This window comes from Streptomyces sp. NPDC058246, assembly GCF_042881985.1.
GTDB lineage: Bacteria > Actinomycetota > Actinomycetes > Streptomycetales > Streptomycetaceae > Streptomyces.
This window is the reverse complement of record NZ_JBHVWZ010000004.1, coordinates 323,257-339,256: the sequence shown is the minus strand read 5'-3', so window position 1 is coordinate 339,256 and position 16,000 is coordinate 323,257. Positions and strand designations below refer to the sequence as shown.

15 protein-coding genes are annotated in these 16,000 nt (G+C 68.8%); 3 read left to right on the top strand and 12 right to left on the bottom strand.

Annotated features, from left to right (window positions below; translation table 11 throughout):
* The first annotated feature begins 4 nt into the window (after window positions 1-4).
* Entirely contained in the window at window positions 5-730 is a 726-nt protein-coding gene (locus tag ACFVXA_RS08700; protein WP_362025428.1) for a hypothetical protein, read from the top strand.
* A gap of 206 nt (window positions 731-936) precedes the next feature.
* On the opposite strand, the gene ACFVXA_RS08695 is transcribed toward ACFVXA_RS08700, so the two are convergent.
* The 4 genes from ACFVXA_RS08695 to ACFVXA_RS08680 form a co-directional block, all read right to left on the bottom strand.
* Window positions 937-1,782 carry an aldo/keto reductase gene (locus ACFVXA_RS08695; protein ID WP_362025339.1) on the bottom strand — a complete coding sequence of 282 codons (846 nt, stop codon included), beginning with the start codon at window positions 1,780-1,782 and terminating at the stop codon, window positions 937-939.
* A gap of 248 nt (window positions 1,783-2,030) precedes the next feature.
* Window positions 2,031-3,572 (bottom strand): carboxylesterase/lipase family protein, encoded by a 1,542-nt coding sequence (locus ACFVXA_RS08690; RefSeq protein ID WP_390024356.1) that lies wholly within the window; start codon window positions 3,570-3,572, stop codon window positions 2,031-2,033.
* 307 nt (window positions 3,573-3,879) lie between these two features.
* Window positions 3,880-4,533 carry a class I SAM-dependent methyltransferase gene (locus ACFVXA_RS08685; RefSeq protein WP_384024590.1) on the bottom strand — a complete coding sequence of 218 codons (654 nt, stop codon included), beginning with the start codon at window positions 4,531-4,533 and terminating at the stop codon, window positions 3,880-3,882.
* Window positions 4,534-4,657: 124 nt separating this feature from the next.
* Entirely contained in the window at window positions 4,658-5,257 is a 600-nt protein-coding gene (locus ACFVXA_RS08680) for a helix-turn-helix domain-containing protein (RefSeq protein ID WP_389515904.1), read from the bottom strand.
* A 78-nt stretch (window positions 5,258-5,335) separates the two neighbouring features.
* Here ACFVXA_RS08680 and ACFVXA_RS08675 point away from each other — a divergent pair, with 78 nt between their 5' ends.
* A complete protein-coding gene (locus tag ACFVXA_RS08675; protein WP_384024594.1) occupies window positions 5,336-6,163 on the top strand; it encodes an alpha/beta fold hydrolase in 828 nt (275 codons plus the stop codon).
* Between the two features lie 247 nt (window positions 6,164-6,410).
* Here ACFVXA_RS08675 and ACFVXA_RS08670 read toward each other — a convergent pair whose 3' ends face one another.
* From ACFVXA_RS08670 to ACFVXA_RS08660, 3 genes are all read right to left on the bottom strand, one after another.
* Window positions 6,411-6,854, bottom strand: coding sequence for a GNAT family N-acetyltransferase (locus ACFVXA_RS08670; protein WP_390024438.1), 444 nt, complete (start codon window positions 6,852-6,854; stop codon window positions 6,411-6,413).
* 341 nt (window positions 6,855-7,195) lie between these two features.
* Window positions 7,196-7,804 (bottom strand): TetR/AcrR family transcriptional regulator, encoded by a 609-nt coding sequence (locus ACFVXA_RS08665; protein WP_383743272.1) that lies wholly within the window; start codon window positions 7,802-7,804, stop codon window positions 7,196-7,198.
* A gap of 365 nt (window positions 7,805-8,169) precedes the next feature.
* The gene (locus tag ACFVXA_RS08660; protein ID WP_390024354.1) at window positions 8,170-9,732 is read right to left on the bottom strand and encodes a long-chain-fatty-acid--CoA ligase; all 1,563 of its coding nucleotides are present in this window, start codon (window positions 9,730-9,732) and stop codon (window positions 8,170-8,172) included.
* A 485-nt stretch (window positions 9,733-10,217) separates the two neighbouring features.
* Between ACFVXA_RS08660 and ACFVXA_RS08655 the strand changes: the two genes are divergently transcribed.
* Window positions 10,218-10,748: a PaaI family thioesterase gene (locus ACFVXA_RS08655; RefSeq protein ID WP_383908137.1), complete on the top strand. Its 531-nt coding sequence runs from the start codon at window positions 10,218-10,220 to the stop codon at window positions 10,746-10,748.
* Window positions 10,749-10,915: 167 nt separating this feature from the next.
* On the opposite strand, the gene ACFVXA_RS08650 is transcribed toward ACFVXA_RS08655, so the two are convergent.
* The 5 genes from ACFVXA_RS08650 to ACFVXA_RS08630 form a co-directional block, all read right to left on the bottom strand.
* The gene (locus tag ACFVXA_RS08650) at window positions 10,916-11,500 is read right to left on the bottom strand and encodes a hypothetical protein (protein ID WP_390024352.1); all 585 of its coding nucleotides are present in this window, start codon (window positions 11,498-11,500) and stop codon (window positions 10,916-10,918) included.
* Window positions 11,501-11,854: 354 nt separating this feature from the next.
* Window positions 11,855-12,337, bottom strand: coding sequence for a hypothetical protein (locus tag ACFVXA_RS08645; protein ID WP_390024350.1), 483 nt, complete (start codon window positions 12,335-12,337; stop codon window positions 11,855-11,857).
* Between the two features lie 90 nt (window positions 12,338-12,427).
* Entirely contained in the window at window positions 12,428-13,540 is a 1,113-nt protein-coding gene (locus ACFVXA_RS08640) for an ABC transporter substrate-binding protein (protein WP_390024349.1), read from the bottom strand.
* 414 nt (window positions 13,541-13,954) lie between these two features.
* A complete protein-coding gene (locus ACFVXA_RS08635) occupies window positions 13,955-15,127 on the bottom strand; it encodes a thiolase family protein (protein WP_390024347.1) in 1,173 nt (390 codons plus the stop codon).
* A 57-nt stretch (window positions 15,128-15,184) separates the two neighbouring features.
* Complete coding sequence (locus ACFVXA_RS08630) at window positions 15,185-15,943, bottom strand: 3-hydroxyacyl-CoA dehydrogenase (RefSeq protein ID WP_390024346.1); 759 nt, start codon at window positions 15,941-15,943, stop codon at window positions 15,185-15,187.
* Window positions 15,944-16,000 lie beyond the last annotated feature (57 nt).

Below are 16,000 nucleotides of genomic sequence, written 5' to 3'. Positions count from 1 at the left end.
CGCTGTGCTGTCCCGGGTGCTGCGGTTCATCGTGCGCACAGTGCGTGGCGAGTGGCACGGCATAGTCGTCGACCCGGTACAGCAACTCATGCGCCGTGGGCTGTCGGGGCTCTCGTTGGCCTTCGTGGCCGCGTTCGGGGTCATCTTCTTCCACGCGCTCGCCCAGCGGCCGACGGGCGCGACAGCGGTACGCCTGCTCGGCGGCGTCACCGCCGACCTGCCGTTGCCCGTGGCCCTGCTGCGCACTCCGGTGTCGTTGTACGTCCCAGCCCTCGATCTGCCGGTGTGGGCGGGCATGACCCAGCTGTTCCTCGCGTTCGCGCTGGCCGAACTCGCACTGGGCCGGGCCCGGACGCTGGCCATCGCGTACGCCACCACCCTGGCAGGCACCCTCACCGTCCGGGTCATGATCGCGCTCGGCCCGGGCTGTTGGGGGCTGGGACTGCCGCCCCAGATCGGACAGGTGCTCGACACCGGGCCCTCCGCCGCCGTCGTCGGCCTGTTCACCTACCTCGCGGTCATCCGGCGCGCCCCGATCGTGTTCACGCTGACCGGTGGATCGATGGTGTGGGAGTCGATCGCCAGGCCCAACCTGGCCGGCCGCGAGCACCTGATCGCGGTGGGGGCCGCGATCATTCTGGGCGCGATGCACGGACGCTGCCGTCCGTGGACGCAGGCCGCGGCGGCCCGGCTTCGTTGTCTGCCGCGACCGGGCCACCGTCTTCGCTGAAGTCAGCCGCCGCGCTCCCTGAACTCATGCTCCTGGGCCAACAGTTCACACCGGTCGAGCACGCGCGGCACCGTCAAGCGCCGTCGGATGTCAGTGGGCCTCCCGCCGTCCTGGCCGGCTCCGGAACGGGCGGAGGCCGGCAGCGCGGTCGCGCAGAGGCGGCGCCGGCCACGGGTACAGCACGGGCGGGGTCACACGCCGGAGTCTCAGAGCACCTCGAGCGGTACGGGCCCGCCGGGCGGCGGCAGCATTTCGTCGAGGAGCGCGAGCGCCGCGGGAGGGATCGTGAGATCAGCCGCAGCACGGTTCTCCCGGACGTGCTCCGGCCGTCCGGACCGGGGAATCGCGACCACGCCCTGCTCCAGTACCCACGCGAGCGCCACCTGGACGGGGGTGACGCCGAGGCTCTGGGCCACAGCCCGAAGAGGCTCGGCACGCAGCAGCCGCCCCTGCTCGATGGGTGAGTACGCCATGACCGTGACCCCGTCCTGCCTGCACCAGGGCAACAGGTCCCACTCGATACCGCGCCGGGTGAGGTTGTAGAGCACCTGGTCGACCGCCACCGCGTCGCCGCCGGGCAGCGAGGTCAGTTCGGTCATGTCGGCGACGTCCAGATTGCTCACCCCCCAGTGGCGGATCTTTCCCGCGGCGACCAGGTCGGCGAAGCCGGCCAGAGTCTCCTCCAGCGGGAATCGCCCGCGCCAGTGCAGGAGATAGAGGTCGAGGCGGTCTGTGCCCAGTCGCCGCAGACTGTCCTCGCAGGCGGAGACAGTGCCCCGACGGCTCGCGTGACCGGGAAGCACCTTGCTGACCAGGAAGACCTCCGAACGGCGCTTGCCGATGGCCTCCCCGACGAGTTCTTCCGCAGCACCGTCGCCGTACATCTCCGCCGTATCGACGACGGTCATGCCCAGGTCGAGGCCGAGCCGCAGCGCGGCGATCTCGTCGGCACGCCGGTTCGGACCCTCGCCGAGAAACCAGGTTCCCTGCCCGAGAACAGGGATCTCCTCCCCCGAGGGAAGCGGAACGGTCCGCATCACTGCCGTCGCCATGACTGCCCTCCCACCGGGCCTGGCTCGTCCGCCGTACGCCGGGCAAGCCCAGAAGCGTACGAGCCCGCGCTCTGCCCGCCCGGTGTGTCCGGCCCGCGTGCGCGTTGCCGGGCAGCACGGGAGGACGGCGCGCGGCTTCTTCAGGCCATCACCATCGGCACAGTTGTGCAAGTCAGCGTGGGTGGGTTCGGCCACGACCAAGCCGTGCCGCCTCGGCTCACGCAGTTCTCCGTCCGGGCCGGTCGACGCTATGGGCCGATCAGCGGCAGTACGGGAAAGGTGTGGTCCTGCCAGATCCGGCGGGAGGTCTCCTCCGGGTAGGGGGTGACGGCCGGCCGGGTGTCGAAGAGCTGCACGAGGCGTTGCTCGGTGTCGTACGCGGGCCAGCCGGGGTCGCCGTGGTCGGCGAACGCCGTCCACGCGGCACGCATGCGGGTGGACAGCGCCGCTGCCTCCGGGGACGGCTCTTCACCGATCAGCACGGCAGGCTGGCCGCGGTCCAGGTTGCCGAAGACGAGCGGCACGTCGAGGCCGTGGCAGGCGCCGAAGGCACCGCCCATGCCCGGGGCGGACCAGGTCAGCTCGTAGAGGTGGGCACGGCCACCGGCGTCGGCCTGGGCCTGGGCGAGGTGGAGGCTCGGCATGCGGAACAGCCAGTCGGAGTGGACCAGTTCGTACAGCTCTTCCGGGCCCGCGTCCGGAAAACCGTCGAGGTAACGGCGTACGCCGTCCTGGCCGCCGGGGCCGAAGACCTGGAGGGCGGTCGCCGCCTGTTCCTGGGTCACCTGGCCGAGCAGGCCCTCGATCGCGGTGAACAGCCGCTGTTCGTCGCGGGTGTGGCCGACGAGGAGTTCGACGTCCCGGCCCGCTCCGTCGGCCAGGGCCCGCCATGGAGTGACCAGCAGGGCATCACCGTCGACGACCGGCGAGAACGGGATCGACCTGTGCGCGACCTGACCCCAGCGGTCCGTCCACTCGGCCATCTTGGCGCCGACCGAGTCACCGGCGGCGGACAGCCGGGCCGGGGCCACCGTGGACAGATCGGCCACCGTCGGCCTCAGTCCCAGCTCCGCGGCGCAGGAGGTGGCGATGTCGGCGGCGAGCTCCGGCGAAAAGAACGTGCCCGGCACACTCTGCGCCACGGCCCGGCGGAAGAGCCCGGCCGCACGTTCCATCGCCAGCAGCGTGGCGACCGATCCGGCGCCCGCCGACTGGCCGAAGACCGTGACGCGGTCCGGGTCGCCGCCGAAGGCCCGGATGTTGTCACGCACCCACTCCAAAGCGGCGACCTGGTCGAGCAGTCCCCGGTTGGCGGGCGCCCCCTCGACCTGCCCGAAACCCTCAAGACCCACGCGGTAGTTGAACGTCACCACGACGACGCCGCCGTCACGCGCCAGGCAACCGCCGTCGTACTCGGGCAGTCCGGACATGCCGATCGTGTAGGCGCCGCCCTGGATCCACACCATCACCGGCAGTCCCGCGCCTGCACCCGGGTCGGGCGACCAGACGTTGACGGTCAGCCAGTCGTCGCCCTCCGCATCCTGCGCCAGCGCGTCCATGCCGAAGTGTCCGCCCTGAGGGGGCGGTGGTCCGTACGACACCGCCGCCCGCACTCCGTCCCATCCACGCATCGGCCGCGGTGCGGCGAAACGCAGCGAGCCGACCGGTGGCTCGGCGAACGGGATGCCACGGAAGACCGCCACACCCGCCTCCCGGCTGCCGCGCACCGCCCCGGCCGCCGCGCGGACTTCGGGCTGGGACCCGGACGGCTCGGACGCGACCACGGTCATCACGACTCCCTCTCTGGGCAGACGGAGCGCGATCACCAGAGTTCGCGCCGAACCGGACACACCGGATCATCCCGCCGCATCACGATGCGCGCGAGCCATTTACCGATGGCCCGGCCCACCTGGATCAGGACACCGCCGGGCGCCGGGCGGCAGGCTGGGCAACGCGGATCGGACCGTCCTGCCGACACCGTCACGGGCCACTCCTCCTCGTGACCCTCCGCACACGGACGCCCGGTGTGGACCAGGGAGCCCGCTGTCACGTCCGTCGGACCTGGCAGTCGGGTACGGGATCCCACCGAGACTGCGGCTACTCCGGTTTGCGGGCCATGAAGCTCGCGATCGTTCGCTTCGCGTCTTCCTCGGGCGCCTGCAACAGTCGCGCGGTGACGACGAGCCCTGCCTGCTCCAGCAGTTCGGAGATCCGGTCCGCCGGCAGCCGATAGGACTCAAAGGACGCGGGGTGGTCGCCATAGGCATGCGTCCGACGCAGATGCTCGGCGTTCCCGACACGGCCGACGAGCATCAGCTGACCACCACTCGCCAGGGTGCGGTGGAACTCGGCGAACACGACCGGCAGCAGCTCCGGCGGCGTGTGGTGTGTGGAGTAGTACGCCAGAATGCCACCAAGCTCGTGGTCACCGATCTCCAACGCGGTCATGGAGCCCACGGCGAACCGCAGGTCCGGATGAGCCTCCCGTGCCAGTTCGATCATCTTCGGTGACACGTCGATACCGAATGCCGAGAGCCCCAGTCCGGCAAGGTGCGCCGTCACCTTGCCCGGGCCGCAACCCACGTCCGCAACCGGCCCACGATCAGCGGAGCGAACGAGCTCGGCGAACGCGGCCAGCATCGAGCGCGACAGCGGATCCAGCTCGGCAGGGGACTTGACGTTCTTTGCGTAGTCGGCGGCGACGGTGTCGTACGACTCCCGGATCCCGTCGAGGTACGAGGGCTCAGTCATGCCGCCAATCTAAAGGTGGGCCGGGCGGCTGAACGCCTCATCGGTGGGCGGGACTTGGCTCACTTCCTGCGCGTGGCCGGGCGTCGATTCCTCGGGCTTGACGTCCGGCGGCGCCGGGATGTGCTCAGGCGTCGTCCCTGAGCCGATCGCGCTGGATCTGGTAGGCGAGGGCGCGTCGCACGGAGGCTGGTGCGGTGGTGGGGACCTTCGCGGGGACATCGAGACCGCGGCTGATGTCGTCGTACGCGTCCTGGTAGCTGCTGGGCATGTCCGCCCGGTGCAGCATCAGGTCCTCCTCGACGAGGCGCCGCAGCTCGTCGACGTTCTGGGGTGTGAAGCGCTTCTTCCCTCTGGCGATGGCGTGGACGTAGCGCGTGCAGCGAGCGGTGTCGTGGTTCTCGGAGATCTCGTCAGCGAGCCCCCAGAGGCGTCCTTCGAGCCAGGGCACGTCGCGCTGATCGAGGGAGAGTCTCGTTGGAGGCAGCGGGTCGCCCGACTTGTACTTGGTCACCTGCTTGGACACAGCGGGCTGACTCATGTCGGTGAGCTGAGCAATTCTGTCCTGGGTCCAGCCGAAGTCGGCGAACAGCTTGATCATTTCGGCGCGTAGCTGCCGCATCTCCTCGCCCGCACGGATGACCTCGTTCATGCCGGCGAGGATCCGCTCGGCCTGTTCCTCGGTCAGCGTGTCGGGGTTCCGGTGCGTGTCCTCTTCGCCTGCCACAGCTCGGTTATATACCCGAGCGCCCCCACCGTCATAACCGGGTTGTATAACCTGGTTATGGATGACAGGATCCAGCTCATGCCTACCTTCCCCGCACCTGACGGAACGCGGCTCGCCTACCGCGTGATCGGAGACGGCGATCCGGTCGTCTGCCTCCCGGGAGGTCCCACGGACTCCGTCTACCTCGGCGACCTCGGCGGCCTGTCCACGCACCGTCAGCTGATCATTGTGGACTTTCGCGGCACCGGCGGGTCAGCGGTTCCCGAAGACACCTCGTCCTACCGCTGTGATCGCCTGGTCGACGACGTCGAGGCGCTGCGTGAACACCTCGGGCTCTCCCGGATGGACCTGCTCGGTCACTCCGCCGGCACGAACGTCGCAACGCAGTACGTGGCGCGCTACCCGAAGAGCGTCAGCAAGCTCGCCCTGATCGGTCCCGGTCCCCGAGCTGTCGGTATAGCGATCACCGGGGAGATGCGACACGAGCTCGCGCAGCTGCGGAAGAACGAGCCGTGGTTCCCGGCGGCGTTCGCCGCTCTGGAGGCCATCACCGAGGGCACGGGCAGCGACTGGGAGGCCATCGCTCCCTTCTTCTGGGGCCGTTGGGACGCCACGGCGCGGAAGCACCACGCAGCCAGTCAGCCGAGCAACAAGGAAGCTGTCGCTCTCTTCGCGGCCGAGGGAGCCTTCCATCCGGAGATCACCCGGGCGGCGCTCGCCGGCTGCGAGTCACCAGTCCTGCTGCTCGCCGGCGAGTTCGACTTGAACAGCCCCCCTCGGTCGGCGGCCGAGTTCGCGACACTGTTTCCCCATGCCACGCTCGTGGTGCAGCCGAGAGCGGGCCACTATCCCTGGCTCGACGACGCCGACCAGTTCGTGGCGACCACTGCGGCCTTCCTGGGATGAAGAACTCCTCCACCGTCGGATGGATATCCGGCGCCCTCCGGCGGGCCGACCGTCAGCCGGCTTCGGCCGATTCCGCTCCTCGCCGGCGCTGCAGCGCGTACTCGCAGCGCGCGGTCCGCGGAGCCCGGGGGCCAACTCCCCGTCCAGATCACCAAGATGGGAGCGGGAGAAACAGGTCAGGGCAGGATGCGGCACGCCCGCACGGCCCCATAGGGACAGCGCGTGCCATGAACGCCCCCTGTCCTCTTCACGTTCCGAGGGCGCCCGCACGCGGCAATCGCACCATGAAGATGTCGATCGGGCCCTGAGTCTCCACGGTGAACCCGTGGCGCTCGTACAGCCGCCGGGCGGCGCTGCCCTGCAGGACGTTCAGGCGGACGAGCACGCCGTCGGCATCGGTCCGGGCCAGCAGTGTCCGCAGGACCGCCGAACCGAGCCCCCGGCCATGGATGGCCGGGGCGAGATAGAAATGCTCCAGCCACCGTCCGTCCTCGGCCGGCCGCAATGTGACACAGCCCGCGAAGGCGCCATCGGCCAAGATGACCGACGTGTGATGCGGGGAGAACGAATCCCGCAGCCTCTGCCGGACCCGATATTCGTCGAAGCGCCCCAACCGCTCCAGGTCCGGGCGCATCACGACGGCCCGCAGCTCCGCGATCGCCTCGACATCTGCCGGCTCCGCGGGGCACATGGCCCATTCCACAGGCCGCTCGGACTCGAAGCCGGACACCGCCTGGGCGGCCTGTATCTCGTCCGCCTCTGTACTCGTATCCACGGCCGGATTATGTCAGCGGGCCGCTGTGCCGACGTGTGCAGCGAGATCGATCACCGGCGACTCGCGAACAAGGTATCTGGGCGCTGGTCACGCGCGAACAAGGTATTGCGCGCTGGTCAGCAGACGAGTCACCCGGCTGACACGCTCTGACCATGAGTCCCCACCTCAACGGCGGCGTACGCGACCTTTCCTGGCTGGGCAAGCCGATCGACGCTCGCCCGCTGTTCGGGGCGGAACTGGCGTCGCTCCTCGGCGTGCTATGCGGTCGGTCGCCTGGCCGTGCGCGGCCGGTATTCCACGACGGTGAGCGCCAACGACACATAGCGCTCGACGAGTTCGTCGACGTCCACGGGTCCGTCGGCTCTGTACCACTGAGCGATGGCGTTGCACATGGCGATCACGGCGCGGCGGGCGTCGTCGGGGTACGGCGTGAGGAAGATGCCTTCGGCGACCCCGCGTTCGATGACGTCGCGGAACTGTTGCGTGCCGCGGGCTTCGTTCTTGTGGTAGCGCTCGATGTGCTCGGGTTCCAGACTGCGCCCCTCGCTCAGGACGATGTTGCTCTGGACGGGGTGCTCCGTACGGAACCGTACGGTCGCCGAGACCAGGGCCTCGAGGCGCTGCGCCGGATCGTCCCCGGCGTTCGCCAGGGCCTCGTCGCAAGCGTCGAAGTAGGCGTCGAGCCCCTCGTCGAGGATGGCGACGAGCAAGTCCTGCTTGCCCTTGTAGTAGTAGTACAGAGCCGAGAGGCTCACTCCTGCCCGCTGGGCGATGTCGCGGATCGACGTCGCGCCGTACCCCTGCTCGGAGAACTCCTGGCGAGCTGCCTCGATGATGGCCTTTTGGCCTGCGGGTCGCGCGGGCACGAGTCTCCAATCTGCGGCTTGGCCCCGGCGGGAGCGAGCTGACCGGTCATTCGAACAGCGTCGGCCTGGTTGCACCGATGCTACAGCCGCACAACCAGCGGGAATACACAGAACGATCGATTGAGCGCTCCTGCGCCGCATCTCCCGCCGATCGCGCTCTCGGGCACCCACAGGGCATATTCGTTGCATTCCAAGCGGCCCTTTGTGAGCTCCAACGCACTCGGTCAACGTTTGATCAATGCCAGGACGAGCGCGCGTGCGATCTTCCGTGACGAAGGACGGCAGAGCGCCGGGCGTTGCCCGCGCCGACTGTCCCTCAGTGTGTGGCCGAGGTGACTCAGCCGCGGCCGGGACTGGAGGGTCCCTCACTGCATGCCGGAGCCGCCCTTCGCCAGGACTTTCCTGAGTACGTGCTTGAGGACTTTGCCCGTGGGGTTGCGCGGCAGTTCGTCCACGAAGTGGATGACGCGCGGTTTCTTGTACGACGCGATCCTGGCCCGTGTGAAATCGATCAGCTCGGCCTCGGTGGTGCCGGCGGCGTCGGCGTTCAGGACGACGGCGGCGGTGACGGCTTCGCCCCATTGCTCGTCGGGCGTGCCGAAGACGGCGACGTCGCGGACGGCCGGGTGCTCGGCCAGCGCCGACTCCACCTCGATGGGATAGACGTTCTCACCTCCGGTGATCACCATGTCCTTGATCCGGTCGGTGATGAACAGGTAGCCCTCCTCGTCGACGTAGCCGGCGTCGCCGGTGCGCAGCCAGCCCTCGTCGGTGAACAGCTCCGCGTTCTCCTCCGCCCGCTGCCAGTAGCCGGGAGTGACGTGGTGGGAACGGGTCAGGATCTCCCCCACCGTGCCCGCCGGGACCGGCTTCCCCGTGGCCAGGTCGGTGATGACAAGGTCGACGTCGGAGCTGGTATTGCCGGCCGAGCGGAGCAGATGGGCGCGTGGACCGTCGGCGTCGTGGTCCACCGGCAGGAGCCTGGTGACACAGCCGGTCGTTTCCGTCTGCCCGTACCTCTGGCAGAAGTCGCAGCCGAAGATCTCCATGGAGCGCCGCAGCAGCGCCGGTGTGATCGGCGAAGCGCCGTAGACGATCAACCGCAGTGCGGAGAAGTCCCGTTCGCGGATGCCGGGCAGCTGAGTGAGCATCTGCAGCACCGCGGGGACGAAGAGGACGTGAGTGACCCGCTCGCTCTCCAGCACGTCGACGACGCGTTGGGGCACCAGATCGGGCAGCGCCACCGTGTGGGCGCCGGCGCCGAGCGCGGTGGCCAGCCAACCGGTGCCGGCGATGTGGAAGACAGGCATCGCGTTCAGGGAGACGCTGTCCTCGCTCCAGCCCAGCTCGGCGGCCTGGATCTCTCCTGCGTGCAGGTTCTCCAGAGTCAGCTGAACGCCTTTGGGCCGACCAGTGGTGCCTGAGGTGTAGAGCTGGAGGAAGACCATGTGCGCGTCGCTTTCGCCGCCGCGGCCCGGGTCGATGTCCGGTGCGGCCTCCAGCCACGCCTCGTACGCGCTCTCGTCGGGTGCGGGTTCGCCTGTGGTGACCACCCGCAGTCCCGAAATCGCTCCACGGACCGCACGCGCACCGGGCAGGAACTCCTCCTGCGTCACGACCACCTCGAGCTGTGCGTCGCGCGCGACAGCGGTCAGCTCGCGTTCGGCCAGGCGCCAGTTCAGCGGGGCGAGGACAAGGCCGGCCTTCGCGCAGGCGAGCAGCAGCTCGGCCGACAGCCGGCCCGGGCGCACCAGGCAGCCCACCCGCGCCCCGGTACCCAGTCCGGCGGAGAGCAGGGCCTGGGCGATCTTGTTGCTGCGCGTGTCCAGCGATCCGTAGGACAGGGTCTCCCTTGCTTCGGTGATGGCCGGCGCTTGCGGCCGCAGCATCGCGTGGCGGCGGACAGAGTCGGGCAGGTACGGGCCCATGCGGTCCCTCCATCGTCCAGCTTCGGCACGGGAAGTGAGGTGGGGACGTTTGCGGTGCGGGTGTCGTAGGTGCGGTGTCGTAGGTGCGGTGCTGCCCGTACGGCGCGGTGGGCGCGGCGACAGCCGCGGAGTGCGCGCCGCCCTGATGAAGGCTCAGCTCAGCGGCGGCGTGAGAACAGCGCCACACCGACGCACTCCCGACGAGAGCCGTCCCTGACCCGTCGGCGTCACTGGAGTAGCGAGGCGCGTTGACGAGATCGAGAATCGTCCGCGCCGGGCACCCTGTCAAGGGTTTGAACGAACGTTCTGACTGGATCCAGCCGAACAGAGGCCGCACAGCATCGGCTCGTCAAAGTCGCCCGCCTGTTGGCACCACCCGTTCACCTCCGCCCTTCACACCAGGAGTTGCTCATGGTCGAACGATCGTTAAACTACACTCCTGGATCAATGCGCGTGCCTTCACCGGAGGACCGCATGCCCTGCGCATGCGACGGGGTAAGGAGTCGACCATCATCAGCAATGCCACCTGGGGAACAGGCACCGGGCTCGACCGGGTCCGCGCTGTGGCCGACTCCCTTGCCCACACCGTCCGTTCCCACCTGGGGCTGGTGTTCTCCGAACTGGAGAAGGGGCGGGTCGTGCTGCTCTGGACTCCTGCCGACGCCGTACTCAATCCGGCGGGTGTCGTGCACGGCGGCTACATAGCCGCCGCGTTGGACGAGGTGTGCGGGGTCACGGCGATCAGCCTCAGCAACCCGTCGACCCCGTATCTGACGATGAGTCTGAACGTCGACTATCTGAGGCCGTTGGCTGCGGGGCAGACGTACACGGTGGCCGGCACGGTGCAGCAGAGCGGTGGGACCCGCACGCTGGTCCGGGCGGAGATCAGCGACGCCGCCGGTCAATTGTGCGCGCAGGCGATCTGCGCGCTCACGCCCAACCGCAAAGTGCTCGCGGCGGCGGCTCGGGCGCGCGCCACCGAACGAGCCCAGGAGAACGGCCAGGGCCCGTTGTGAACGCGACGGTGTCAGTCGCCGTTGAAGACGAGGTACCGGTGAGCCCTGCGCTCGACCTGGGCAGTCAGGGCCAGGATTTCGTGCACCGCCTCGGCTGCATCGGCGGTTGATACGTCCGCCAGGACCCGAGTTCCGGGACGAGGATTTTGTGTGGGACAGCTACGACTTCAGCGACGTGCATCGGGCCGCGTGACTGGTGGAGAGTCAAAGATGAACACACGGCCGACTATCAGCCGGGCGTGGCTCCCGCCGAAGAACGAAAGAGGTGCTGACTTACGGAAGAACACAAAGCTGCCGTTGCCTGCCTCCATGGTCCAGCTCCCTCCTGCTCGACCTGGGTGAGGAATACTGGACGGCCATTCCGGTGGTGATGCGAGTTGGAGCGTCAGTGGCAGCGCCAAAACGGGATCGGCCTGTACCTCCCCGTGCACATGGAGCACATCCGAAGGGGCAGGGGACCGGTCATCATTCGACCGCAGAATCTGCGGGCGTCGTGACGGAGATCGCTCGACGCGATTCCACTCAATCCGGAGCGGGCCGAAGCCGACGGCGGTGGAGTACCGCTGCTCCAGCACCTCGTCGAGGCGGCGTTCTATACCGGCCAACTGCTCGCTCCATCGGTTCTCGCTGGCCAACACAACGCCGAACAGTTGCGCGGCCAGGTCACCCAGAGCGGGATTCCCGCCAAGCGCACCGACTAACTGGCGTACCCCGTACTGGGCCAAGAGCGTGGTGACCGTCACCGGTTCCATTCATCAGATTGAAGCCGCCATGCGTAGCGAAATCAATCGAATCCGTCCAAAGAGTAGGTCGTTGGTCCGGCTCATCGCCGGTCGCACAGTGACCGCATGGGCAGGGATGGGTGCCCCCGGCTGCGGTGTCCTACGCCACATCCTCGACCAGCTCCGCTCGCCTTTCACAGACTGGGAGTCCACGATCACCCGGACCGGCATGGGACACCGCCGACGGCGCAGCCACAGCCGTCGGCGGGCGCGCAGCGGGTCCGCACCGACTGCGTTCGGCACGGACCCGCCCGGGCCGTACCCGCGCCTTCAGGCCATCGCCCGGCTCAGCCGACGGTCCACCGCTGAGTGCGCGAATTGCGGTCACACGTCGTCGTGCGGTAGAGGCCGCCAGGGGTCTCGTACAGGCAGAGGCGGGTCGCCGTGTTCCCGGAGCATGACTGCACTTCCCGCCGCGGGTTGGATGACCTGCCACAGCTGGTTGTTCCCACCGTTGCACCCGATGGCGTAGACGTCCCCGGCCGAGTTGCTGTCGAGGCAGTGGCCCCGTGTGTAGTTCTGGAGTGTCGAGGACGTGTTGGTGGTGCCGGTCCACCGCCAGTACTGACCCGAGTAGCCGATCCCGCAGTCCTGGGACCACAGGTTGTAATAGGAGTTCTCCTCGATGCACTCCTTGTACTCGTAGTTCGCGAACCGGTCGAGGCTGGTCGCTGCGGTCTCAGCGGTCTCAGCGGTCTCAGCGGCGGTGGCCGTCCCCGGCATTGCCAGGGTCAGCGGCACGGCGACCACCACTGCCGACCCGATGACCGACACGGCGCGCCTGATTCTTCTCCCGAGTGCGGGCATGATCGATTCCTCTCAATCGTCGCCCGCCTCGCCTGAGTTGGCACCGGCACCTGGTCGCAGGCGATCGCCGTGATCGGGACCCGTGATCTCTCAGCCGGCGTGAAGGATCCGAAAGCGATCGGGTTCCGCCGGATCTCGATCAACGACTTGGATCGGCGCCCAAGCCCATTGCCAAACGCTGATGCCTGGCGTGCGGGAGAACTGGATCTGCCCGCGGGTGCCTTCGACTGCAACGCGCGCCCAGGATTCGGCGGTGCGCGCCCGGTCCGTGCCGTGAGAACGCAGCACATCGGCGAGGACGGCGATCGCGTCGTAGCCCTCGAAGGCGACGAAGGAAGGCGCTTCGGCCAGCCGCTCGCGGAGGGCCGTCTCGACTCGCACACCTAGTGGGCTGAGGCGCTCGGGCAGGTAGCGCAAGAACGGGACCGCGGCGCTGTCGTCGCCCAGCAACGTCGCCCATTCGGCGAACTCCGGTTGCCCGGCCGGAGCACCGATCATGATCTCGGCGAGGCGCTGGTCGCGGCGTACTGACTTGACGATCGACACTGCCGGCTCCGGGTGGCCGACCAGAAGAAGGAGGGCTGTCGCGCGATGGTCGACGAGTTCGTCGCACACGGCCGTGGGGGCGAGCGCGCGCATGTCGAGTTCGATGACGGTGCCGCCACGTGGAGCGAGGTAGTCCCGCAGAATGCCGGCCCCGGATGCCCAGTAGACACTCGGCTGGGCTGCCACGGCGATTCGACTGTGGCCCGCGCTGAGGAGGAAGTCCGCGTAGATCTGCCAGCCGTGGGACTGCGCCGGGGCGAGGCGCGCGACCCATTCCGTCGGCTGTTCGGTGAGCGCGTCGAGTACCGCTGACGAGCAGAGGAACGGCAGGCCGAGGGCGTCGGCCCTGGCGGCAGCGGCGCGAGCGACGACGCTGTGGTACTCCCCGGCCAAGGCAGCCACACCCAGGCGAGCCAATTCATCTACGGCCGCCGCGGCCCTCTGCGGATCAGCCGCGGTGTCTCGGACCACCAGCTCGAGTGGTCTTCCGATGATCCCGCCGGCGTCATTGACTTCGCGAACGGCCAGCTCGAGTCCAGCGAGCAAGTGTCGGCCTGCCTCGACCCAGCCAGGCCGAGTCAGCGGAACGAGGGCCCCAATCTTGACGGTTGATCTGTCAGTCCGCTGCGCTCCAGGCGGCGATGGTGACGTTTTCATGCGCTGGCGTCTCCCGTGTGCCGATTCGGTTGCAGTCTGCGCGAATCGCAGAGGGGCAAGGCCCGGTGGTACGCGTTCATCTCATCTCGCCGTGGCGGGCGCACCTGGGTGATCATGCCGGACATTGCATCCACCACCATCGCCAACAGGCAACCGATTATTCGTTCGCTGAGCTGCCAGGCTTCACGGAACCTTCGTCTTCTGAAGATCGCCCTGCATAGCCGCCCGGACCCCGCAGGGCTGATACACCCGGGGGTCCAGGGGACGCCCGGGGGTCCAGGGGGGCAGAAGCTGAAGCGGCAGCTCGACGCCCTCACCGCCGCCGGTACCTCCTGCCGCGGCCGCCCTCACGGTGCGGGCGGCCCGTGAGGCCCACGCCGTGAGGATCCCGCCGCGTGGACGGGTGGACGCGTCTCAGAGCAGTTCGAGGATGGTGGCGTTGGCCATGCCGCCGCCCTCGCACATCGCCTGGAGTCCGTAGCGGATGCCGTGGTCCTTCATGTGGTGGACGAGGGTCGTCATCAACCGGGCACCGGACGCTCCGAGCGGGTGGCCGAGGGCGATCGCACCGCCGTTGGGGTTCATGCGCTCGTAGTCGGCGCCGGTCTGTCGCAGCCAGCCGAGCGAGACCGAGGCGAACGCCTCGTTGATCTCGTACGCGCCGATGCCGGCGATGGACAGGCCGGAACGTTCCAGGGCCTTCGCCGTCGCGGGGATCGGCCCCTTGAGCATGGTGATCGGGTCGACGCCGGTGACGACGCCCGTGTGGAAGCGGGCGATCGGGGTCCAGCCGTTGCGGGCGGCGATCTCGCTGGTGGTGAGGAGCAGCGCGGCGGAGCCGTCGGAGATCTGCGAGGCATTGCCGGCGGAGATGACGCCGTTCGGCTTGAACGGGGTTTTCAGGCCCGACATGGCCTCCAGGGTGCCGCCACGGCGTACGCCCTCGTCCGTGTCGAAGACGTACGTGTCGCCGGCCGGGTCGGTGACAGTGACCGGGGTGATCTGCTCCTTGAAGCGGCCCTCGTCGATGGCACGGGCCGCGCGGGCGTGCGAGTCGAGAGCGTGCTGGTCCAGTTCCGCTCGGGTGAGCCCGAACTCCTCGGTGATCATCTCGGCGCCGATGCCCTGGTTGAACCGGTAGTTGTCGTAGCGCTCGGCGACCAGGCGGCCATACGGAGTGCCGAACTGGCCGCCCGCCCCGGTGGCGCCCATCGGCACCCGGGACATCATCTCGACACCGCCCGCGACGGCGATGTCGTACTGCCCGGCGATGATTCCGGCGGCTGCCTGGTGCACGGCCTGCTGCGAGGAGCCGCACTGGCGGTCGATGGTCAGGCCGGGCACGCTCTCCGGCCAACCCGCGGCGAGGACCGCGTACCGGCCGACGCCGGCCGCCTGCTCGCCGACCTGGGACACACAGCCCCAGATGACGTCGTCGACTGTGACCGGGGCGAGGCCATTGCGTTCGGCCAGGGCGTTGAGGACATGGGCGGACAGGTCCACGGGGTGGATACCGGACAGGGCACCGCCCGGCTTGCCCTTTCCGACCGGGGTGCGAACGGCGTCGACGATGACTGCGTCACGCATGAGGTGAACTCCTGCTCGAACGAAGAGACATGGCGGTGGAAGCGGGCAGCGGGAGGGTTACTTCGGAGCCATGCGAATGGAGCCGTCCAGACGGATCGTCTCGCCGTTCAGCATGGGGTTGGTGATGATGGCCTCGGCGAGCTGCGCGTACTCGTCCGGCTGGCCCAGTCGGCTGGGGTGCGGGACCTGGGCGCCCAACGAGTCACGGGCCTCCTGGGGCAGGCGGCCGAGGAGCGGTGTCTCGAACAGGCCCGGCGCGATGGTCATCACGCGGACGTTCGTCTTCGCGAGGTCGCGGGCGATCGGCAGGGTCATACCGACGATGCCGGCCTTCGAGGCGGAGTACGAGCACTGGCCGATCTGGCCGTCGAAGGCGGCCACGGACGCGGTGTTGACGATGACCCCACGGTCGCCGTCGAGAGGCTCGTTGCCGCTCATCGCCTGGGCGGCGAGACGGATCACGCTGAACGTGCCGATCAGGTTGACCTCGACGATCCTGCGGAACGCGTCCAGCGAGTGGGGACCGTCCTTGCCGACAGTTCGTCGGGCGCCGCCGATGCCGGCGCAGTTGACGGCGATGCGCAGCGGGCCGAGTGCGACGGCGGCGCCGATCGCGGCGGTGGCGTCGGCCTCGCTGGTGACGTCGCCCGGGACGAAGGTGGCGCCGATGCCCTTGGCGACGGCCTCGCCGTCGGAGGAAGGCAGGTCGAAGATGACGGTGTGCGCTCCGTTCGCCGCGAGGCGCTCGGCGGTGGCCCGGCCGAGGCCCGAGGCGCCTCCGGTGATCAGGGCGGAGGAGGTGTTGTCGATCCGCATGGGATGCCCTTTCTCGGGGGCTGGGGTGTTGGTGGTGTCGGGGGCTACTGGGGTGTT